Raw genomic sequence first — 22014 nt, 5'->3', positions numbered from 1 at the left:
TTGCGCGCTCGGGCCTTGGATTCTTGGCGGAGAGAGGGGGATTCGAACCCCCGATAGGTTATTAACCTATACACGCTTTCCAGGCGTGCGACTTAAACCACTCATCCATCTCTCCGAAGCCCGCGATTGTAGCACACCGTACGGGCTCGCCAAGGTCCGCTCAAACAAAAGGCCCGGTCTCCCGACAAGGCCTTTTGCATCCCACCGCCGCCGACGCGTCTGCGCGGTCGGCATCCCCTCGCGTAACTCAATGCAGCGTAGCTTGCGTCTCGCTCGTCAGCAGGGTCTGTGTAATCTGATCGCGAATCGACTGCGCTTTGAGCAACAGGCGCAGGGCAATATCGGCACCGCGGCTATTGGCCACGTGCTCGATAAACGCAGCGCGTGCGCGCTCATTCAATGTGGCAACGTGCGCGGCTTCTGACCACACCCGCCAGGCGGCGGGCTGACCGGCAAACTGCTCGCGGCGGCGGAGCAGGTCCGAGTCGATGGCAGCGGCAATCTCGACGTCTTGAATGGTGCGATTCATGATGGCCCCCTTGCTGTCTGTGCTGTTGTTGCGCTCTTCGTGTGGCGCCCTGTGCCCGGCGTGCAGCCTAAATATGCAACGTCCATGCCAACGCCACTGAGCCGGTCAATGCGCGCTTTTGCATGCACGCATTGTCGTTTTGATGTGTTTGAAACACCCTGTTGACGCGGCTTCGCGGGCAGCACCCCTCCATTGGTGGGGTGCGGATTCCTCATCTGAAAACGGCTGTATCAGGCCCTTGTTACGCGGAACGTTACGTAACGCCGGTAGCGTTCCGAGCCCCGAAACACATGCCACACCGCCGTACAGCGCCATCTGCGGGTGTCGTGGCGTGGGCATGCTTGGTGCTTTATCCGTGCGCCCAAGCCCGCTGGCGCGCGGTCGGTCGTGTCACCCACCCCTCTTCTGCGCCGGCCTCTTCGCTTGCTTCGCTTCCCCACCGGGAGCGACCGGCCGCATGCCGCCACCCTCGGCGTGCCGGCCATCCCCCCCCCCCACAACAAAAGCATTCAAGAGGAGACACCCCATGCAAATGGGCAACCCACGCGTGCGGCACGGCCGCATGCTGATGTCGGCGCTGCTGTGCGCGGCGCTTTCGCTGCCGGGCTGCGGCGGCGGTGACAGCTCAGCCGTCGCCAACAGCATCCCCGCAGATTCAAACACCGCGCAGCCAACACAACCGGCGCAGCCCGCCGCAGTCAACTGGACCACGCTTGGTACGCGCGCCACACCGGCGCAGCCAGGCACGTCCATTACGAGCAACGCTGGCGCCAAGTGGGTCGACTACAACCCGCCCGCTCTGTATGCGGGCGTCGCGCGGCAGGCCATGCAGTACATCACCATGCCCGACGGCACGAAGCTCGCGGCGTATGTGACGTTGCCCGCCGACGCATCGGGCAAGGCCGCTGCGGGGACGTTCCCCACGGTGCTGGTGCAGACGTCGTACAACGGCGGCAACGCGCAATACGAAGCATCGATCGGTGCAGCGCTGGGCGCGGCCGATCCGTACATCGTCCAGCATGGCTATGCGACGGTGGTGGTGGATGTGCGCGGCACCGGTCAGTCGCAGGGGGCGTGGGATGCCTTTGGCGCCGACGAACAAAGCGACTACGGCCATGTGGTCGACTGGGTGACGCAGCAATCGTGGAGCAACGGCGCGATCGGCCTTTACGGCGTGTCATACCTCGGCATCACGACGGTCATCACGGCGGCGCAGAACCACCCTGCGGTCAAGGCGGCGTTCCCGATCGTGCCGATTGGCGATGGCTACCGCGACATCGTCTTCACGGGTGGGCAGACGAATCTCACGTTCATACCGGCGTGGTTCGGTTTGGTATCGGTACTGAGCCTGACCGATCCGACGCTGGTGACGGACCCGACCATCGGGTTGCCGGCTGTTCTGCAGCATCTGGTGTCTGCCGTCACGACCTTCCAGTTGCCGACCATGCTCCAGGCGCTGCTGGGCAGCACGGCCACGGCCTACGACGGCGCGTTCTGGGCGACACGCTCGCCGCTGGAGAACGACGGCAAGATCAAGGTGCCGACCTTCGCGGTGGGCGGCCTGCACGATCTTTTCCAGCGCAGTGAACCGCTCACGTACGAGAGCATCAAGACGCAGGCGCCGGCCAAGCTGCTGATCGGCCCATGGACACATCTGCAGGCCGCGTTGGGCAGCGGGTTACCCGTCGACGGCGTGCCGCCGCTGAACCACATTCAACTGCAATGGTTCGACCAATACGTCAAAGGACTGAACGTGGGCGCCGATGCGCTTCCCAACGTCACGCAATACGTGACCGGCCTCGGCCACTACGCAACGGCCACGGACTGGCCGCATCCACAGGCGCAGGCGCAGCAGCTCTTTCTGCGTGGCGATAAGAGCCTGTCGGCCACCGCGCCTGCGGCAAACGAAGCGTCCAACACGGTCGCACAGCTGCCGCTGAACGGCGCATGTTCGATCAGCCTGTCGCAATGGACCGCCGGCTTGACGGGTTTCCTCCCGCTGCCGTGCCAGACCGACGACACCATCGCCGAAGCCGCCGATGTGAAGTTCGAGACGCCGCCCATGCCGGCCGATGTCTACCTCAACGGGCCGATCGAAGCGGATGTGTGGATCTCGACCACTGCGCTGGACGCCGGCGTCTCGGTACGCATTGACGACGTGGACGGGGCGGGCAATGTCACGCCGCTCACCGATGGCCTCCAGACGGCCTCGTTGCGTGCGGTGGACGCCAGCCGTTCGCGCACGATGAACGGCCTGATGATCCAGCCATGGCATCCGTTCACGCCCGGCTCCGTCCAGCCGCTCATGCCGGGTCAAGCCGTGATGGTGCCGGTCGAGGTATTCCCGACCAGCGCGCTCATCGCCAAGGGCCACAAGCTGCGGGTAGCCGTGGGTGCAAGCAACCTGCCGCAAGGCGTGCCGCCGCTGCCCACGCTGCTCAACTCGTTGTTCGGCGTGCTGACGGTCTACAGCGATGCGGCCCATCCCTCGAAGGTTGTGCTGCCCGTGGTGCCGGCCACGGTGCTGTAGCAAGCGCCCGTCCGCGGTGATCTGACGGCCCGCTTCGCGGGCCGTTTTCTTTAGATACCAGGCACCACCAAAATACGTAATCCGGCAATTACATCCGCAAAACCACGCATCGCGAATACTGTAGTGAAAATATCGATATCTGAATATAAATAACGCAAATAGAGTAGGAAAACGTTGGCGCCATCCAGCCTGCATAATCCATCCCACGATTCGAAACGATGGCGCCCCAGCCCTTGGCAGGCAAGGTTTCATCAGCAAAACAACCGCCCTAATCCGCATTAAGTGAAAACGCTCAGAAGAATGTTATTCAGGATTTTCTTTTCAATGCCGATAACCCCGTGGAGACCGGAAAATCCAACCAGGGAAAATCGGTCACACCGTGACACAACCTGTCCCTTTCTTAACTACGCAGCCCTTGCGCATAACTAACGTGGTCCTCGACCGTCTTTCTCAAGCCGCTCCGGTGCGCGACCACATCTCAATTCATTCAGCAAACCGGAGGACGCTGTGAACCTTTTTCAGATGACCATCAAAGCCAAGCTCACAACGGGCTTTGGCGTGCTGGCAGCCATTGTTGTCGTGGTATCGGGCATGTCGTTGCGGGCGCTGTCCGAATCGACCGAAGGATTCTCGAACTACGTGCACGGCATCAGCGCCCGCGCAGACGTCGCCAACGACGTGCGCACGGCGGTGGATCGCCGCGCCATCGCCGCACGCAACCTGGTCCTCGTGGTCACGCCAAAAGATCTGGATCTGGAGAAGGCTGACGTCTTTCGTGCGCACGACGATGTGAAGAGCAAGCTCAAGCAGCTCAACGACATGATTGCGGGCGCCAAGGACGTCAACGACCGCGCCCGTACGCTGGTGGAAGACATCAATCGCGTGGAAGCCCAGTACGGCCCCGTGGCGACCGACATCGTCGGGCTGGCACTGGCCGGCAAACACGACGAAGCCATCCAGAAGATGGACAACGAATGCCGCCCGTTGCTGGCCGCCCTAATCAAGGCCACCGACGCGTATGCCACTTACACGCACGAGCGCCAGGAACAGCTCGTACAGGCGTATGAGGCGCAGTACGTCATGCAGCGCAATCTGCTGGCCGGCCTGTCGATCGGCGCGGTGCTGCTGGCAGTGATCGCGGGCATCATCATCACACGCTCGATCACGCAGCCGATCCGCACGGCGGTGGATGTCGCCCAGACGGTGGCCCGCGGTGATCTGAGCAGCCGCATCGATGTACAAGGCAAGGATGAGACGAGCCACCTGCTCTCTGCCCTGCGCGACATGAACGGCCGCCTGACCGAGATCGTCGACAAGGTGCGCGACAGCAGCAGCAGCGTGGCCGGCGCAGCCAAACAGATTGCGGCGGGCAATGCCGACCTGAGCCAGCGCACGGAAGCACAGGCATCGTCGCTGCAGGAAACGGCAGCCAGCATGGAAGAGCTGACTTCCACCGTGAAGCAGAACGCCGAGAATGCACAGCACGCCACCGCGCTCGCCTCCACCGCCTCGGAAGTGGCGCTCAAAGGCAGCACGGTCGTTGGTCAAGTCGTATCGACCATGCACGACATCAGCGAGCGCTCGAGCAAGATTGCAGACATCACCGGCATCATCGAAGGCATCGCGTTCCAGACCAACATCCTCGCGCTGAATGCCGCCGTGGAAGCCGCACGTGCGGGCGAGCAAGGCCGCGGCTTTGCGGTCGTCGCCAGCGAGGTGCGCAGCTTGGCGCAGCGCTCGTCAACGGCGGCCAAGGAGATCAAGGAACTGATCGCCTCGTCGGTGGAACGCATTCACGACGGCTCCACGCTGGCGGGCGAGGCCGGCGAGACGATGACGGAGGTCACGCAAGCGGTGGCCCGCGTCACGCACATCATGGAAGAGATTGCCGCCGCATCGGTCGAGCAGAAGCGCGGCATCGAACAGGTCAACCAGGCGATCTCGCAAATGGATGAAGTCACGCAGCGCAATGCGGCGCTGGTGGAAGAAGCCGCAGCCGCATCGCAATCGCTGCAGGACCAGGGGCAAGAGCTCAACGCTATGATGTCCTTCTTCCGGGTCGATCCGCACGCCGCACGCGCCTGACCGGAGCACGGTCACCGTAGCAGTTGTCGTCTCCAAGCTGTCATTGCGCCCGCCGCCGAAAGGCCGCGGGCGTTTTCTCTTTTCTGTCCTGTGTCTTTCGTTAGGCCGTCGTTCGTGACTTCCGTTGCATTGGCGGGCTCGCACGCGCGACGCAAAGTGGATTGGCCCCGCGTGAGACAAGCGACGGGGCAAGCCGGGGCCGTGCACGGCCCGCCCTGCCGACGAAAGCCACCATGCGACACAACAGCCCACACCTGCAACGCGGCTCGCTTTCTACCTTCCTGCCGAGCATGCCATCCAACGACGGGAGGCTCGCATGATCCCGCTCGGCTTCGCGCATTGGCTACGCCCGCGTGCGGCTCCGCAGCCACAACCAATCCCGCCCCTCGTTGAACAACTGCGTGAAGAATGTGAAGCGATGGCCCGCTACGCCCTGCACCACGGCTTGCCAGTCGCGCCAGAACTCATCGCCCAGCTCGGCCCGCTCATCGACCGCCAGATGCCGCCGCAGGCCACACCGCACCACGCGCTGGCAGCCATCCACCGCAAGCTTGCAGCCGCCATTGCACCAGCCACGCCGCAGGCCGTCACGCTGCTCGACACGCAGCATCGCAGCGATCATCCATTCCCATGGCTCGGTCCTGTGCCGTTGATCCGGCTGCTGACCAGCGCTGCGATCGTCTTCCTGATCGCCGTGATTGCCACCGGCATGTCGCCCGACGTATCGAGCGCAAACATCGACCGGGGCTTCCTCGATTCGGACGGCGCGCCCCTGTTATGGAACACGCTGTTCCTGCTGTTCTGCGCGGGGTTGGGCGCGTCGTTTGCCACGCTGTTTCAGGCGCATCGCTATGTGGCGGCAGCCACCTACGACCCGAAGTACGACGCGTCCTACTGCGCACGGTTGATCCTCGGCGTGATTGCCGGATTGATTCTGGTCGAGATGCTGCCGGCGCATCTGTTCGATGGCGGCAGCATGCACAACTTCGGGAAACCGACGCTGGCGATGCTGGGCGGCTTCTCTGCCACCGCCGTGCACCGGCTATTGCAGCGGCTGGTGGATGCGCTCGAAACACTCGTACGCGGTGACCGCTGGGCCGATGCCGACGCTGCCATGCAGACCTATCGCGCCCGCGCTGCCAGTGAGCGTACGCAGTGGCAAAGCGAACTCGCCGCAAACCTGATCGATCTGCAACAGTCGTTCGACAGCAACGCCTCACCCGAAGCGATGCGCCAACGCCTGGCCGACTTCACGCGCGCCATGCTCGCCGCCAGCGACCCGCCGGCTTCTGCGCCCCCCTCTGCCTCCAACCGGCCATCCAAGGAGTGACCTCATGCTGTTCCTCTACAACATCCCCGCATGGGCGATGGGCGCGATCATCGTCTTCGCCACGCTATTCGTGGCATTGGGCGGCTACGTGCTAGTCCGCCGTGTTCTTCCAGTCACGCTCGACGCCGAACAGCGCAACATGACCATCGCCATGATGACGGCCGTCACGACCATCAACTCACTGCTGGTCGCCTTCTCGGCCATCTCGGTATGGGGTGCGTATCAAGCCGCCGCCGACATCGTCGCCGCCGAAGCTGCGTGTGCCACGGAACTTGCCCGCGATCTCTCTGCGTTCTCGCACCCGAGCGCCACCACCGCGCGGCGCGAGCTGATCACGTATCTGGAGCATGTCGTCCACGACGAATGGCCGAGCATGCAGCAGCAAGCGCGTCCTGATGCCGACACGGAGGCTGCGTTCAACAACATGTTCGCCACGGCCAACCGCATCACGCCCCATGACGACCGTGAGCGCGTGCTGCTGATTGAAGTGCTCGCCCGCGTCAACGAGATGGTGAAGTACCGGGAGAAACGCCTGCAGAATCTGGAAGCCGCCATGCCCGGCACGCTTTGGGGCGTGATGCTGATCGCAAGCGGCCTTTCGCTGTTGCTGCTCTATGCGCTGCCAGCCACGCGCTTTCACATGGCGCTGGTGGCGGTGTGGGCGACCACGCTGGGCCTGGCGTTCTTTTTTGTGCTGGCCGTGGACCGGCCCTTTGCAGGCGAAGTCAGCGTCAGCGCGGCGCCGCTGGAGCGGTCTATCCAGACGCTATCGAACGACAAGCCGCAGGCGCATCCCTTGCCCGACTGAGCGCGCCGCCTCGCCGCGCTGCCCCCACTCGTGTTGTGGGCTGGCGGGAGAGGTCAGCCCAAGGGTCGGAGTTCCCACGCTTCGACCCTGCCCTTTGCCGGCTCGTCGGGAGCCGGCTTTTTTACTGCGGATCGCGAATATAGCCGACGAGTTTGTCGATCACCGGCCGGTTCGGCTTGGTCACGAGGCTCACGACAATCGCAGCAACAAAACCGGCCGGCACGCCGAACGCACCGGAGGCGATCGGGTCGACGCCAAACCACGGCTGGCCAAGCACGCCCGTCATGCGCGTGAAGAACGGGTAGTTGGCGATGATGTAGTACACGCTCACCGCCAGCCCCGTCAGCATGCCCGCGATGGCACCGGCACGATTGGTGCGTTTCCAGAACACGCCCAGCACCAATACCGGAAAGAAGCAGGACGCCGCCAACGAGAAAGCCGCCCCAACCAGAAAGAGAATGTTGCCCGGCTTCAGTGACGTCACATAAGCGGCCAAGAGCGCCACGCCCAACAACACCACCTTGGCGCTCGTCACGCGCCGCTGGTGGCTGGCCGTGTTGTCGATCATGTGGAAGTACACGTCGTGCGACAGGGCGTTGGCGATGGTCAGCAGCAGGCCATCGGCCGTCGACAGCGCCGCTGCCAACGCGCCCGCTGCAATCAACCCGGACAACACGTACGGCAGCCCCGCAATTTCGGGCGCGGCCAGCACAATCATGTCTGGCTGCATCATCACCTCTGCCCACTGCACGATGCCGTCGCCGTTGATGTCATGCAGAGCGAACACGGGTGGGTCGACCTTGCGCCACGGCACGATCCACTGCGGCAGGTCAGCAAACGGCGCCCCGACCAGATGCTGCAGCAAATCAAGCTTGACGAGCGCCGCCAGCGCCGGCGCCGACACATACAGCAGCGCCACGAAAACCAGCGTCCAACTCACGGAATTGCGTGTCTCTCGCACTGACGGCGTGGTGTGAAAGCGCGTGAGGATGTGCGGCAGGCTGGCCGTGCCGACCATCAGGCAAAACACCAGGAGCACAAAATTCAGCCGCTCGGTGCCACGCTCGTTTTGCGACGCCGACGGAAATGGCTCAGTGGATGGCGGCGCCATGCGGCTACGCGCCAGCGCGTCTTCACGCTGCTGGTTCCACAGGATCGACGCGGCGGCCGCATCCGGCGGAAATTCTTCGCGCTGGCGCTCCAGAGACTTGATCTCGCGCAGCGGCGCATTGCGTTCGCGTGCAAGCCTGAGCTGCGTATTCAGCGTTTCCCGCGCATGCTCGAACGACTGCGGCAGTTGCGAGATGCGCTCCTGCAGCGCCTGCGCCTCGCTCAGGAATTGGTCGCGCACGTGCTGCTCGGCAGGGTCGTGCGCGATGCGCCGTTCCTCTTTCTCGATCTGCAGCAGCAGGCGGCCCGTCGAAAGCTGCGGTACCGGATCGTGATACCGATGCCAACCGATGATCGACACCACCCCCAAGAACGACACGATCATGATGATGTACTGCGCCACCTGGGTCCAGGTCACAGCACGCATGCCGCCCAGGAACGAACAGACCAGAATGCCTGCCAGCCCGAAGAACACGCCCACCGAAAACTCGACGCCGATAAAACGCGTGACCACCAGTCCCACACCCTGGATCTGCGCGACGAGGTAGACGAACGAACACAGCGTCGCACCCAGCACCGCGATGCCGCGCACGACAGAACTGCCGCCGCGCTCGCCATTGCCGTAGCGATTGGCCAGGAAATCCGGCACCGTGTAGCCACCGAACTTGCGCAGGTACGGCGCCAAAAGGAAAGCGACCAGGCAGTAGCCGCCCGTCCAGCCCATCACGTAAGCGAGGCCCTCGTAGCCCGAGGCGAACACGATGCCCGCCAGGCCGATGAATGAGGCGGCGCTCATCCAGTCAGCCGCCGTGGCCATGCCGTTGAAGAACGCCGGCACGCGGCGCCCTGCCACGTAATACTCGGTCAGATCGGCCGTGCGGCAGATCAGCCCGATGCACGCATAGATGGCGATGGTGACGAACAGGAACACGTAGCCGAGCCACACGCCCGGCCCGCGCACACGCTCGATCGCGCCCATCATCACGATGAAGAGCAGCAGCCCTACGGTATAGAGCCCGTAATAGAGAAACAGCCGCTTGCGAAAGCGGCTGTCTTGTTGGGAGTCGGCGGCCAAGGTTGGCGACCAGCGCTGGCGGTTAGCGCGTTTCCTTCAGTTGATCGAGGATGGCCGGATTCTCGAGGGTGGACGTGTCCTGCGTAATGTCCTCGCCCTTGGCCAGCGAACGCAACAAGCGGCGCATGATTTTGCCCGAGCGCGTCTTGGGGAGGTTGTCGCCAAAACGGATGTCCTTTGGCTTGGCAATCGGGCCGATCTCCTTGCCGACCCAGTTGCGCAGCTCGTTGGCGATCTGCTTGGCTTCCTCGCCATCGGGGCGCGAGCGCTTGAGCACCACGAACGCGCAGATGGCTTCGCCCGTCATGTCGTCGGGGCGGCCCACCACGGCGGCCTCCGCAACAATCGGGTTCGCCACCAGCGCCGATTCGATCTCCATCGTGCCCATGCGGTGGCCCGAGACGTTCAGCACGTCATCAATGCGGCCCATGATGGTGAAGTAGCCGGTGTCCTTGTCGCGGATGGAGCCATCGCCCGCCAGATACAGCTTGCCCCCCAGCTCTTCTGGGAAGTAGCTCTTCTTGAAGCGCTCCGGGTCGCCCCAGATGTTGCGGATCATCGACGGCCACGGACGCTTGATGACCAGGATGCCGCCCTGCCCGTTCGGCACGTCGTGCCCGGTTTCATCGACGATGGCAGCCATGATGCCCGGCAGCGGCAGCGTGCATGAGCCCGGCACCAGGGGCGTGGCCCCCGGCAGCGGCGTCATCATGTGGCCGCCGGTCTCGGTCTGCCAGAACGTATCGACGATCGGGCAACGGCCGCCGCCAATGTTCGTGTGGTACCACATCCAGGCTTCCGGGTTGATCGGCTCGCCCACGGTGCCGAGCAGGCGCAGGCTTGAGAGATCGTACTGCTTGGGGTGGACCTTCTCGTCGGCTTCGGCAGCCTTGATCAACGAGCGGATTGCCGTCGGTGCGGTGTAGAACGTGTTGACCTTGTGACGCTGGATCATGTCCCAGAAGCGGCCGGCGTTCGGATACGTCGGCACACCTTCAAACACGACTTGCGTGGCGCCGGCCGCGAGCGGGCCGTACGCGATGTAGCTGTGACCCGTCACCCAGCCGATGTCGGCCGTGCACCAGAAGATGTCGTCGGGTTTCAGATCGAACGTCCACTGCATGGTGAGCAACGTCCACAGCAGGTAGCCACCCGTGCTGTGCTGCACGCCCTTCGGCTTGCCGGTCGAACCCGAGGTGTAGAGGATGAACAGCGGATGCTCCGCGCCCACCGGCGTCACTTCGCAGGTGTCGGGCTGACCCGCCTCGACTTCGTCCATCGCGCGGTCGCGACCTTCCACCCAGTTCACATTGCCGTTGGTGCGGCGGTAGACGATGACGTGCTTGACGGCGTCGGTGCCTTCCATGGCGAGCGCTTCATCGGCGATGGCCTTGAGCGGCAGCGCCTTGCCGCCGCGCATCTGCTCGTCGGCCGTGATGAGCGCCACGGCGCCCACGTCGACGATGCGTTCCTGCAGCGACTTGGCCGAGAACCCGCCGAACACTACCGAGTGCGTTGCACCGATGCGCGCGCACGCCTGCATGGCGACGATGCCTTCGATCGACATCGGCATGTAGATCACGACGCGGTCGCCCTTCTTGATGCCCAGGGCCTTCAGGCCATTGGCGAAGCGGCAGACGCGGGCGTGAAGTTCGCGGTAAGTGACGCGCGATACCTTGCCGTCGTCGGTCTCGAAAATGATGGCGACCTTGTCGGCGTTGCCGTTCTCAAGGTTGCGTTCGAGGCAGTTGTACGAAGCGTTGAGCTCGCCGTCTTCAAACCACTTGTAGAACGGTGCGTTGGACTCATCCAGCACCTTGCTGAAGGGCTTGTGCCACAGCAGATGCTCGTGTGCGAGGCGCGCCCAGAAGCCTTCGTAATCGTGCTCGGCTTCGGCACACAGCGCACGGTACGCATCCATGCCGGCGATGTTTGCCTGTTTGACAAAGGATTCGGGCGGGTCGAACACGCGCGTTTCCTGCAGGACAGATTCAATGCCAGCCATGGTGTCTCCTGATAGCGATGTCTGTAGTCGTTTTGCGGCGAATCTAAGGGGCTGACCTGACTCCAGCCTTACGCATTTCTGCACCGCAAACCGACGTGAAGGGCATTACTATAATGCGTCACTTCATGTTACGGCACGCATCGCAACGCAACATAGCCGGCCAGAGAGCCGCGTCCCGTGCCGGTTTCCACTGATTCCTCATCGTGCCCATCCACGCCCTTTTCCTGATTGCTGCCATGGCATTGGTCGGCAGCAACGTCGGTTTCGGCAAGTCAATCGTCGCCGTCATGCCGGTGATGTTGTTTGCACTGCTGCGTTTTCTGATTGCCATCGTCTGCATGGCGCCGTGGTACAAGCCGTCGCGCATGCGCCGCGTGACGCGCAGCGAGTGGACCAACCTCTTCCTCCAAGCGTTCTTCGGTACCTTCGGATTCACGCTGCTGATGCTCAACGGCGTGCGGCTGACCTCGGCGCTGGCCGCCGGCATCATTACCAGCACGATCCCGGCCGCGGTGGCGCTGCTGTCATGGCTCGTGCTGCGCGAGAAACCGTCGGGGCGCACGCTGGTGTCGGTGGCGCTCGCAGTGGCGGGTGTCGCCATTCTCAACGCCTATCGCGGAGGCGAGTCTTCGGGCGCGGCGCCTGCCGATTCGGGACAGGCGCTGCTGGGCAATGCGCTGGTGATGGGCGCGGTGTTATGCGAGTCGATCTACGTCATTCTGTCGCGGCGCCTGACGCAAACGTTGCCCGCCATCGAGATCTGCGCGTACACGCACCTGATCGGCGGCCTGCTGATGCTGCCCCTGGGGCTGATGCCGCTGCTCAGCTTCAATGTGTCGAGCGTGCCGTTGCCTATTTGGGGCCTTGTGCTCTGGTATGCGCTGTCGGCCAGCATCTTCTCGTTCTGGCTGTGGATGAAAGGCATCCGGCACGTGCCGGCGCATCTGGCGGGCGTGTTCACCTCGGTGCTGCCGATTGCGGCAGCCACCTACGGCATCGTCGCTCTGGGCGAGACGCCGGGCTGGCCGCATGGCATTGCGCTGGTTTGCGTGGTGGCGGGCATCCTCATTGCAAGCTGGCCTGCACGGCCACGCTATCCGGCGCGCCGCTCGCGTGTGGCGGACCCGCTGGACCCGCTCGATCCGTCACTGGACCGCGAATAGCGCAAGGGGCGGCAGCCGTCTTCCAGTCAGCGGTTCGGCAAACTTGGGACGCTACAATCACGCGTTTTTCACCCGGCCCCGTTTCCCATGAAGTCGCCCATCGCTCCGCTGCGCCCGATTCCGCGCCTGATTTTCTTTTCCCGCTGGCTGCAACTGCCGCTTTACCTGGGGCTGATCATCGCCCAGGCAGCGTATGTGTACCTCTTCGTCGTCGAGGTGTGGCACCTGGTTTCGCACCTGGGCGACCTGGACGAAACCAAGATCATGCTGGCCGTGCTGGGCCTGATTGACGTGGTGATGATCTCCAACCTGCTGATCATGGTGATCATCGGCGGGTACGACATCTTCGTGTCCAAGCTCGGCATTGAGGGCCATGAAGATGAGCCCGAATGGCTGGATCATGTCAACGCGGGCGTGCTGAAGGTGAAGCTGTCGATGGCGCTGATCAGCATCTCGTCGATCCACCTGCTCAAGACGTTCATCGACGCGGCGCAGAAAGACACGCACACGATCCTGTGGCAGGTTGTCATCCACGTGGCGTTCCTGGTTTCTGCACTGGTGATGGCGTGGGTAGACCGCATCGTTTCGCATGCGCATCCGGACGGCGGGGCTGCCGACGCACATTGACGCCGTGCCCCTGTCCGCGCGGCGAGTCCGATGAAACCGGTCGGACAATCCGTGGCCGACATTGGGTGTATGATCGCAGGCTATTCTGAACCGGCAGCGCCCGCTGCCGGTGCGCAGTGCAGATCACTGCCCTGCCGCATCCCCGGTTTCTCATTCCTACACGTTGGTCCCCACCATGACCGTCATTCGTCAAGAAGACCTCATCCAGAGCGTCGCCGACGCCCTGCAGTACATCAGCTACTACCACCCGATGGACTACATCACTGCTCTGGGCCGCGCCTATGAGCAGGAGCAGAGCCCGGCCGCCAAGGATGCCATCGCGCAGATCCTGACCAACAGCCGCATGTGCGCTGAAGGCAAGCGTCCGATCTGCCAGGACACCGGCATCGTCACCGTCTTCCTGAAGGTCGGCATGAACGTGCGCTGGGACGGCGCCACGATGAGCCTCGAAGACATGGTCAACGAAGGCGTGCGCCGCGCGTACAACGACGTCGACAACAAGCTGCGTGCAAGCGTGCTGGCCGACCCGGCCGGCAAGCGCACCAACACGAAGGACAACACCCCGGCTGTGATCAACATGTCGATCGTGCCGGGCGACACAGTGGACGTGATCGTCGCAGCCAAGGGCGGTGGCTCCGAAGCCAAGTCGAAGTTCGTGATGCTGAATCCGTCGGACTCGATCGTCGACTGGGTGCTCAAGACCGTGCCGACCATGGGCGCCGGCTGGTGCCCGCCGGGCATGCTGGGCATCGGCATCGGCGGCACGGCTGAAAAGGCCATGCTGCTGGCCAAGGAAGCCCTGATGGAGCCGATCGACATTCAAGACCTGATCGCCCGCGGCCCGAGCAACCGCGCAGAAGAACTGCGCATCGAGCTGTACGAGAAGGTCAACGCGCTGGGCATTGGCGCGCAAGGCCTGGGCGGCTTGGCCACCGTGCTCGACGTGAAGATCCTGGACTACCCGACGCACGCGGCCAACCTGCCGGTCGCCATGATCCCGAACTGCGCCGCAACGCGTCACGCGCACTTCACGCTGGACGGCAGCGGCGTTGCCAAGCTGGAAGCGCCGGACCTGTCGCAATGGCCGAAGGTCGAGTGGGCACCGAATACGGAAACGTCGAAGCGCGTCGACCTGAATACGCTTACGCCGGAAGAAGTTGCTTCGTGGAAACCGGGCCAAACGCTGCTGCTCAACGGCAAGATGCTGACCGGCCGCGATGCCGCACACAAGCGCATCGCCGACATGCTCGCCAAGGGCGAAAAGCTGCCCATCGACTTCACCAACCGCGTGATCTACTACGTCGGCCCGGTCGACCCGGTGCGCGATGAGGTTGTCGGCCCGGCAGGCCCGACCACGGCCACGCGCATGGACAAGTTCACCGAGACGATGCTCGCCCAGACGGGCCTGATCGCCATGGTGGGCAAGGCCGAGCGCGGCCCGGTCGCCATCGAGTCCATCAAGAAGCACAAGTCCGCTTACCTGATGGCCGTGGGCGGCGCGGCGTACCTGGTGTCGAAGGCCATTCGCGGCTCGAAGGTGCTGGCGTTCGAAGACCTGGGCATGGAAGCCATCTACGAATTCGACGTGAAAGACATGCCGGTCACCGTGGCCGTGGACAGCTCGGGCACATCGGTCCACAAGACCGGCCCGGCGGAATGGCAAGCGAAGATCGGCAAGATTCCCGTCGCAGCAGGCTGAACCGTTCACGCGATATGACGACACGCGCGCAGGCACCGGTCGGGGTCTTTGATTCCGGCCTCGGAGGGCTCTCCGTCCTGCGCGCGATTCGTGCCGAACTGCCGGCCGAATCGCTTCTCTACCTGGCGGATTCCCGCCATGCCCCGTACGGGGAAAAATCTCCCGAATACATTGCCGAGCGCACGCTGCAAGTGTGCGAATGGCTGGTCAATCAAGGCTGCAAGGCACTGGTGATCGCGTGCAATACCGCCACGGCGCAGGCCGTGCACGTGCTGCGCGAAAAACTCGCGGTGCCGGTGATTGGCGTCGAGCCGGGTGTAAAGCCAGCGGTTGCCACGTCGAAGAGCCGTGTGGTTGGCGTGCTCGCCACCGAAAGCACGCTGCGCAGCGAGAAATTTGCACGCCTGCTGGCGGCGGCCTCCGGCGATTGCAAGGTGCTGAGCCAACCCGGCTACGGCCTCGTCCCCCTGATCGAGCGCGGCGATACCCACTCGCCTGCGGTGCTTGAGCTGCTGCAGGCCTATCTGCAGCCGATGCTGGACGCGCATGCCGACACGTTGGTGCTCGGCTGCACGCACTACCCGTTCCTGGAAGACGCCATCCGCGAGATTGCGGGCGACCGGCTGACATTGATCGACACCGGTCACGCCGTCGCGCGCCATCTGGGCCGCACACTGGCAGCAGCGGGATTGCAGGCATCAGGCCAAGCCGCGTCGCCACGCTTCATGAGCACCGGCGACGTGCTTCCGCTGCAAGCCATGGTGGCTGCATTGTTGGGAGAGGCGCCGATGGCACAGCGCGTCGATATTGGCGATACGCCCCTGAACCCGGCCGTGGCATCGCTCGCTTCTCAACCGGAATAACGCCGCTCAGATACAACAACGCCGCCCTGAAAGGCGGCGCTGTCATCTTGGCCTAAGGTCAGCCGACGGTCGGCTGCACTGCGGGTTCTGCGGCCTCTTCCGCCGCTTCCTCTTCTGCCGGCTCATACTTCGCCACCACGGCGGTGGCCAGGCTGTTGCCGATCACGTTGGTGGCCGTGCGGCCCATGTCGAAGAACTGGTCGATGCCGATAATCAGCAGCAGACCCGCTTCCGGCAGGTGGAACATCGGCAGCGTGGCCGCCACCACCACCAGCGAGGCACGCGCCACGCCGGCCATCCCCTTGCTTGTTAGCATCAGCACCAGCAGCAGGGTGACCTGTTGGGTGAAGCTCATCTCGATGTTGTAAGCCTGTGCGATGAACAGCACCGCAAACGCCTGGTACATCATCGAGCCATCCAGGTTGAACGAATACCCCAGCGGCAGCACGAAGCTGGAGATGCGCTTGGGCACACCAAAGCGGTCCAGCGCCTCGATCGTCTTCGGGTAAGCGGATTCGCTGCTCGCCGTGGCAAACGCCAGCAGCGTCGGCTCACGAATCAGCCCCAGCAAGCGGCCCAGCGAACGACCCAGCAGCACGTAGCCAACGAAGAACAGGATCGCCCACAGCAGCGCCAGGCCCAGGTAGAACTCGCCGATCAGCTTGCCGTAGGTCCAGAGCACGCCTACGCCTTCCACCGTGATGGCAGCGGCCATGGCGGCAAATACGCCCAGCGGCGCAAAGCGCATCACGTAGTCGGTAATGCGGAACATCAGCTTGGTCAACTCTTCCAGGCCACGGCCGATCACGCTGTCCATCGGGTTCTTCATCGTCGACAGCGCGGCGCCGAAGAACAGCGAGAACACCAGGATCTGCAGGATCTCGTTGGTGGCCATGGCCTCCACGATGCTGCGCGGGAACACGTGCGTGATGAAGGCCTTGAGCGTGAAGTCGCCGGTCTTCAAGGCTGCCGTGGCGGTAGCTTCCGGCAGCGGCAGGTTCATGTACACACCCGGCTGGAAGAAGTTGACCAGCAGCATGCCCAGCGCCAACGACGTGGCCGACGCGCACACAAACCAGATCATCGCGCGCAAGCCCACGCGGCCGACCGAGCGGCCGCCGCTCATGCTTGCCAGGCCCGTCACCAGCGTCGAGAACACCAGCGGCGCGATGATCATCTTGATCATGCGCAGGAAGATGTCGGTGATGATGCTGAAGTACGAAGCGATGTTCTTGGCCGCGGCAGCGTCCTTGGCGTATTCGTGGCAACCCCAGCCGACGGCAATGCCCAGCAGCATTGCCAGCCCGATATGGGAGGTCAGACGTTTGGTGTTCAAGACTTTCTCCAAGGAATACCGTGGCCGGAGGGACGGCGCGCGGCAGACGCGGATCTCATGGGGCCAAGGGCCGGCCCAAGTTCGTCACGCTTTGTAAAAAGCGACGATATTAGAGAAGCGCATGCCGATCGTTATGTCGATGTTGCATGGCACCATGCAATTTCTGCATACATTGATATGACGCCGTCGACACCTTGCTGCGATGCCGCACGGGCAGTGGAATCAGCCGGTCAGAAGCGGATTATTGAGCCGCACGCAATGCCGTCGCGGCGTACTAACAAGCGACTTTTTGGGCACATGGAATGCGACGCCTGCGCCACGAAGCCGCTGATACCATCATGGGCTTACGTCACCCACCGGAGTCCCGCGATGAAAATGGCGCCCTTCGCCTTTGGCACGACCGACTGGTCCGCCGTTGAACCTACCGAACACACCGGCGAGACCGGCATGGCGATCTGGCGCACCCGTTACTTTGGCGACGAGCCGGACCGCATCCGCGTGCGCATGGTCGAGTACACGCCCGGCTACCTGGCTGACCATTGGTGTAAGAAGGGCCATATCCTGTTCTGTCTGGATGGCGAGCTGGAAACCACGCTGGAAGACGGCCGCAAATTCACCCTCACGCCCGGCATGAGCTACCAAGTGGGCGACAACGCTGAAGCCCATCAGTCGTACACCAAGAACGGCGCCCGGCTGTTCATCGTCGACTGACGGCGACACGACCTTTCTGCGTCGCAAATGGCCCCGGTTGACCGGGGTCAAGCGATTTAAAAATCAAGGTCTTTAGGGCTCATCGACCACAATATGTAGTGCTAGTCTCACTCCATACCACTAGATGGAGTACCTCATGACGGGCACACAGGTCACCAGGCAAGTCACCAAGCGCGACGGTTCATTGGCCCCGTTTGACGCGCAAAATATCCGCCAAGCCATCGCGGCAGCCGGACAGGCCACTGGCGAATTCGACACCGCCGAAGCGCAGCGCCTGACCACGGGCGTGCTCGAACGTCTCGCCCCGCTCCCCTGCCCCGGTATCGAAATCATCCAGAACTGGGTGGAAGAAGTGCTGGTCGACGCCGGTTATTGGCGCACCGCGCGTGCCTACATCGTCTATCGAGAGCAGCACGCCCGGCTGCGTTCGCTCAAGCACACGCTGGTCGATGTCGAGAGCACGATGGACGAATACCTTGAGCAGCGCGATTGGCGTGTCAATGCCAACGCCAATCAGGGCTACAGCCTTGGGGGTCTGATCCTGAACGTGGCAGGCAAGGTCACGGCCAATTACTGGCTTTCGCATGTCTACAGCCCCGAGGCGGGCACAGCGCACCGCGAGGGCGACATCCACATCCACGATCTAGACATGCTGTCGGGCTACTGCGCAGGCTGGTCGTTGCGGCAGTTGCTGACGGAAGGCTTCAACGGCGTGCCGGGCAAGGTGGAAGCGACGCCACCGCGGCATATGTCCGCGGCCATCGGGCAGATCGTCAACTTTCTCGGCACGCTGCAAAACGAATGGGCCGGCGCGCAGGCGTTCAGCTCGTTCGATACGTACATGGCGCCGTTCATCCGCCGCGACGCTATGTCGTATGCGGCTGTCAAGCAGTCCATGCAGGAGCTGATCTACAACCTGAACGTGCCCAGCCGCTGGGGGACGCAAACGCCGTTCACCAACCTCACGTTCGACTGGACGTGCCCAGCCGACCTGCGCGAGCAGATTCCGTACATCGGCGGCGAAGAGATGCCCTTCACCTACGGCGATCTCCAGCCCGAGATGGACATGATCAACCGCGCGTACATCGAGGTCATGATGGCGGGCGATGCAAAGGACCGCGCGTTCACGTTTCCGATTCCCACCTACAACATCACGCCGGATTTCGATTGGGAGCACCCCAACACCACGCTGCTGTTTGAGATGACAGCACGCTACGGGCTGCCCTACTTCCAGAACTTCCTGAATTCCGATCTAGAGCCACACATGGTGCGCTCGATGTGCTGCCGCCTGCAGCTCGACCTGCGTGAACTGCTCAAGCGCGGCAACGGGTTGTTTGGCTCGGCTGAACAGACCGGTTCCATTGGGGTGGTGACGGTGAATTGCGCGCGATTGGGCCATCTCTACGCGGGCGATGAGGCGGCGCTGCTAGCGCGGCTTGATACGCTGCTCGCTCTCGGCCGCGACGTGCTGGAAGTCAAACGCAAGTTCGTCCAACGGCTGATCGACCAGGGGCTGTATCCGTACACGCGCCGCTACCTGGGCACGCTGCGCAACCACTTCAGCACGCTCGGCGTGAACGGCATCAACGAAATGGTGCGCAACTTCACCCACGATGCCGACGACATCACCACACCATTCGGTCACGCCATGGCGGTGCGCCTGCTCGACCACGTGCGCCAGCGCATGACCGAATTCCAGGAGGCGACCGGCCATCTGTACAACCTCGAAGCCACACCCGCAGAGGGCACGACCTACCGCTTCGCCCGCGAAGACAGCAAGCGCTGGCCAGGCATCCTGCAGGCTGGTACGACAGAACAGCCGTACTACACCAACTCCAGCCAGTTACCCGTCGGCTACACCGATGATCCGTTCGAAGCTCTGGCGCGCCAGGAAGCGCTGCAGAGCAAGTACACGGGCGGCACGGTGTTGCACCTGTACATGAACGAAGCGATCTCCTCGCCACAGGCTTGCAAGGAACTCGTGCGGCGCGCGCTGGCGAACTTCCGCCTGCCGTACATCACCATCACCCCGACGTTTTCAATCTGCCCGAAGCACGGTTACCTGTCCGGCCATCACGCGTTCTGTCCGAAATGCGATGCAGAACTGCTGGCACAGCAGCCTAGCGGCAAGTGCAACTGCACAACGGCGGGCACTCCAGGTTCTTCCACCCACCTCCATCACGAAGGAGCCTCCGTATGAACACCGTTGCACACACCGCCAACCTCACGACTGCACTCGACGACAACCAGCGCACGCGCTGCGAAGTCTGGACACGCGTGATGGGCTATCACCGGCCCGTCAGCTCGTTCAACATCGGCAAGCAAGGGGAATTCCGTGAACGCCGCTTCTTTGTTGAAGACCGCGCCCGCTGAGCCACCGCACTGCCCGCCGCCGGCCATCGGCGGCCTGGCACCGTTTTCCAGCGTCGACTGGCCGGGGCAGCTTGCGGCAGTAGTGTTCGTGGCCGGCTGCCCGTGGCGCTGTCATTACTGCCACAACCCGCACCTGCAAACGCGAGCACGCACGCTGGACTGGGACGACGTCTTTGCGTTTCTTCAGCGTCGCTCGGGCCTGCTCGACGCGGTTGTCTTCTCCGGCGGTGAACCGCTGAGCGAACCGCAGTTGCCGCAACTGATGCGCGACGTGCGCGCCCTGGGCTACAAGATTGGCCTGCACACCGGCGGCATTTATCCGGCGCGCCTGGCCGACGTACTGCCGCGGGTGGACTGGGTGGGGCTCGACATCAAGACCAGCGCACCGCGCTACGATGCACTCACGGGCCGCCGCGGCAGCGCCGCACCGGTCGACGCGTCCCTGGACCTTCTGCTGCAGAACGGCGGCGCATTCGAGTGCCGCACCACGTGGCACCCCGACTGGTTGCCCGAACCGCAGCTTCTTGCGCTGGCGCAAAACCTCAGCCAGCGCGGCGTGAAACACTACGCATTACAAGCCTACCGAAGTGCCCCCGGAACCCCCGCCATCACGCTGCCCAGCGAGGGCACCCAGCGCGCATTGGCCGCCTGCTTTTCTTCTTTCTGTTGCCGGTGACACCATGCAAGACCCCTTCAATGTGGGCGATCTGCTCAAGCACAGCCCGCTGTTCCTGGACTTCGACGACGATGACATGGCTGTGCTCACGCGCGACAGCCATGCAGTGCGCGTGTTGCGGCACGACTTCGCGTTTCACCGTGGCGATCGGGCAGATGGTTTCTATGTCGTGGTGGTCGGCGCGATCAAACTCGTATTGCCGGGGGCGCACGGCCAATGCAAGGTCATCGAATTCTTCGGGCCCGGCGAGTGCTTTGGCGAGCCCTTCATGTTCCTGAACCGCCCTTACGCGGCAGATGCACAAGCCATGGAAGACAGCCTGCTGGTCTGGATCGACAAGCGCGCCATCGACGATGCACTGCACGTGCATCCGCGCCTTGCGCGGCAGATGCTCGCGGGGCTGTCCGCGCGCTTGCACACGTTGATGTGCGACATCGAAACCGTGAACCTGCAAAGCGCCAACGAACGGTTGATCGGGTATTTACTCTCGCTGCCGCGCAAGTTTGACCGCACGCGGTTTCCATGCAGCAAGAGTCTGGTCGCGTCCAAGCTGGGGCTGGCGCCGGCCACGCTTTCCCGCACGCTGCGTCAATTGATTCGCGACGGGCTGATCCGGGTGGAAGGCCGTGAGGTCGTCATCCCGAACACCACGGCGTTGCAGCGGCAGCTAATCGCGGGATAAAAGCAGGCAGTCGACGCAGATCAACCGCCTGCGGTGTCGAGGCGATGCTGGAGCGTGTTGACGGCGTCATCCACCAGCGCGGCGGCGGCAGTCAATTCATCGTCGCTGCAATCGGCGTGATAACGCTTCTTGGCGCCGCACTGATTGAGCACGAGGTGAATGTCCGGCGCCACGCCCGCCGTTGCCAGGCAGGCCTTGACACACGCCAGCGCGCAACCGTCGAGCGCGAGAATGGGCCGCCCGCTGCGTGCTGTCTTGACGAGCGCGCGCACCCCACCGCCGACACCGCTGATGCAGGACATCTCTGCCCTGCCTGCGCGGTCCAGATCGACGGCCAGGCGGTTTGCCGCTTGCGCCACGCTTGAACAACCCGAGCATGCATAGACGAGCGGCAATGCACGTGATGACATGG

Annotated in this window: 18 protein-coding genes and 1 tRNA gene; 13 read left to right on the top strand and 6 right to left on the bottom strand. The window is 63.4% G+C overall.

The features are described 5' to 3' along the window. Nucleotides 1–24: 24 nt before the first annotated feature. Nucleotides 25–115: transfer RNA gene (locus ACEN9T_RS15380), tRNA-Ser, on the bottom strand. 132 nt (nt 116–247) lie between these two features. Continuing rightward, nucleotides 248–529: a hypothetical protein gene (locus ACEN9T_RS15375; protein WP_252691254.1), complete on the bottom strand. Its 282-nt coding sequence runs from the start codon at nt 527–529 to the stop codon at nt 248–250. A 526-nt stretch (nt 530–1055) separates the two neighbouring features. Here ACEN9T_RS15375 and ACEN9T_RS15370 point away from each other — a divergent pair. The 4 genes from ACEN9T_RS15370 to ACEN9T_RS15355 all read left to right on the top strand — a co-directional run bounded on the left by ACEN9T_RS15370 (nt 1056) and on the right by ACEN9T_RS15355 (nt 7282). Continuing rightward, nucleotides 1056–3059, top strand: a complete 2004-nt coding sequence (locus ACEN9T_RS15370) for a CocE/NonD family hydrolase (RefSeq protein WP_413708178.1) — start codon at nt 1056–1058, stop codon at nt 3057–3059. A gap of 522 nt (nt 3060–3581) precedes the next feature. Continuing rightward, nucleotides 3582–5144 (top strand): methyl-accepting chemotaxis protein, encoded by a 1563-nt coding sequence (locus ACEN9T_RS15365; RefSeq protein WP_413708457.1) that lies wholly within the window; start codon nt 3582–3584, stop codon nt 5142–5144. Nucleotides 5145–5460: 316 nt separating this feature from the next. Further along, nucleotides 5461–6474 (top strand): hypothetical protein, encoded by a 1014-nt coding sequence (locus ACEN9T_RS15360; RefSeq protein WP_092969732.1) that lies wholly within the window; start codon nt 5461–5463, stop codon nt 6472–6474. A 4-nt stretch (nt 6475–6478) separates the two neighbouring features. Continuing rightward, complete coding sequence (locus ACEN9T_RS15355) at nt 6479–7282, top strand: DUF4239 domain-containing protein (RefSeq protein WP_092969730.1); 804 nt, start codon at nt 6479–6481, stop codon at nt 7280–7282. Nucleotides 7283–7403: 121 nt separating this feature from the next. On the opposite strand, the gene ACEN9T_RS15350 is transcribed toward ACEN9T_RS15355, so the two are convergent. Both ACEN9T_RS15350 and acs read right to left on the bottom strand, forming a co-directional pair. Continuing rightward, the gene (locus ACEN9T_RS15350; RefSeq protein WP_413708177.1) at nt 7404–9467 is read right to left on the bottom strand and encodes a sodium:solute symporter family protein; all 2064 of its coding nucleotides are present in this window, start codon (nt 9465–9467) and stop codon (nt 7404–7406) included. Between the two features lie 22 nt (nt 9468–9489). Beyond that, nucleotides 9490–11472: an acetate--CoA ligase gene (gene acs / locus ACEN9T_RS15345; protein ID WP_092969726.1), complete on the bottom strand. Its 1983-nt coding sequence runs from the start codon at nt 11470–11472 to the stop codon at nt 9490–9492. Nucleotides 11473–11675: 203 nt separating this feature from the next. On the opposite strand from acs, the gene ACEN9T_RS15340 reads away from it, so the two are divergent. From ACEN9T_RS15340 to murI, 4 genes are all read left to right on the top strand, one after another. Then, nucleotides 11676–12635 (top strand): DMT family transporter, encoded by a 960-nt coding sequence (locus tag ACEN9T_RS15340; RefSeq protein WP_092969724.1) that lies wholly within the window; start codon nt 11676–11678, stop codon nt 12633–12635. Between the two features lie 87 nt (nt 12636–12722). Further along, a complete protein-coding gene (locus tag ACEN9T_RS15335) occupies nt 12723–13262 on the top strand; it encodes a TIGR00645 family protein (RefSeq protein ID WP_413708176.1) in 540 nt (179 codons plus the stop codon). 175 nt (nt 13263–13437) lie between these two features. Continuing rightward, the gene (locus tag ACEN9T_RS15330; RefSeq protein WP_004634356.1) at nt 13438–14961 is read left to right on the top strand and encodes a fumarate hydratase; all 1524 of its coding nucleotides are present in this window, start codon (nt 13438–13440) and stop codon (nt 14959–14961) included. A gap of 14 nt (nt 14962–14975) precedes the next feature. Next, the gene (murI, locus tag ACEN9T_RS15325; RefSeq protein ID WP_413708175.1) at nt 14976–15824 is read left to right on the top strand and encodes a glutamate racemase; all 849 of its coding nucleotides are present in this window, start codon (nt 14976–14978) and stop codon (nt 15822–15824) included. 58 nt (nt 15825–15882) lie between these two features. Here the strand turns inward: murI and ACEN9T_RS15320 are convergent, their stop codons facing one another. After that, entirely contained in the window at nt 15883–17160 is a 1278-nt protein-coding gene (locus ACEN9T_RS15320) for a dicarboxylate/amino acid:cation symporter (RefSeq protein WP_413708174.1), read from the bottom strand. Nucleotides 17161–17529: 369 nt separating this feature from the next. On the opposite strand from ACEN9T_RS15320, the gene ACEN9T_RS15315 reads away from it, so the two are divergent. The 5 genes from ACEN9T_RS15315 to ACEN9T_RS15295 all read left to right on the top strand — a co-directional run bounded on the left by ACEN9T_RS15315 (nt 17530) and on the right by ACEN9T_RS15295 (nt 21602). Continuing rightward, nucleotides 17530–17871: a DHCW motif cupin fold protein gene (locus ACEN9T_RS15315; protein WP_092969716.1), complete on the top strand. Its 342-nt coding sequence runs from the start codon at nt 17530–17532 to the stop codon at nt 17869–17871. A gap of 136 nt (nt 17872–18007) precedes the next feature. Next, nucleotides 18008–20071 (top strand): ribonucleoside triphosphate reductase, encoded by a 2064-nt coding sequence (locus ACEN9T_RS15310; RefSeq protein WP_413708173.1) that lies wholly within the window; start codon nt 18008–18010, stop codon nt 20069–20071. Next, entirely contained in the window at nt 20068–20244 is a 177-nt protein-coding gene (gene nrdD, locus ACEN9T_RS15305) for an anaerobic ribonucleoside-triphosphate reductase (RefSeq protein ID WP_413708172.1), read from the top strand. The genes ACEN9T_RS15310 and nrdD overlap by 4 nt, the downstream gene beginning before the upstream one ends. Next, on the top strand, nt 20207–20920 hold the full coding sequence (locus ACEN9T_RS15300; RefSeq protein WP_413708171.1) for an anaerobic ribonucleoside-triphosphate reductase activating protein: 714 nt from the start codon (nt 20207–20209) through the stop codon (nt 20918–20920). The genes nrdD and ACEN9T_RS15300 overlap by 38 nt, the downstream gene beginning before the upstream one ends. 4 nt (nt 20921–20924) lie before the next feature. Beyond that, entirely contained in the window at nt 20925–21602 is a 678-nt protein-coding gene (locus ACEN9T_RS15295) for a Crp/Fnr family transcriptional regulator (protein ID WP_413708170.1), read from the top strand. Nucleotides 21603–21622: 20 nt separating this feature from the next. On the opposite strand, the gene ACEN9T_RS15290 is transcribed toward ACEN9T_RS15295, so the two are convergent. Beyond that, nucleotides 21623–22012 carry a putative zinc-binding protein gene (locus ACEN9T_RS15290; protein ID WP_413708169.1) on the bottom strand — a complete coding sequence of 130 codons (390 nt, stop codon included), beginning with the start codon at nt 22010–22012 and terminating at the stop codon, nt 21623–21625. Between the last annotated feature and the right edge of the window lie 2 nt (nt 22013–22014).

This window comes from Ralstonia sp. Ralssp110, from assembly GCF_047325135.1.
GTDB classification, from domain to species: domain Bacteria; phylum Pseudomonadota; class Gammaproteobacteria; order Burkholderiales; family Burkholderiaceae; genus Ralstonia; species Ralstonia mojiangensis.
The sequence above is the reverse complement of the archived record's forward strand: the minus strand, read 5'-3'. Positions and strand labels throughout refer to the sequence as shown.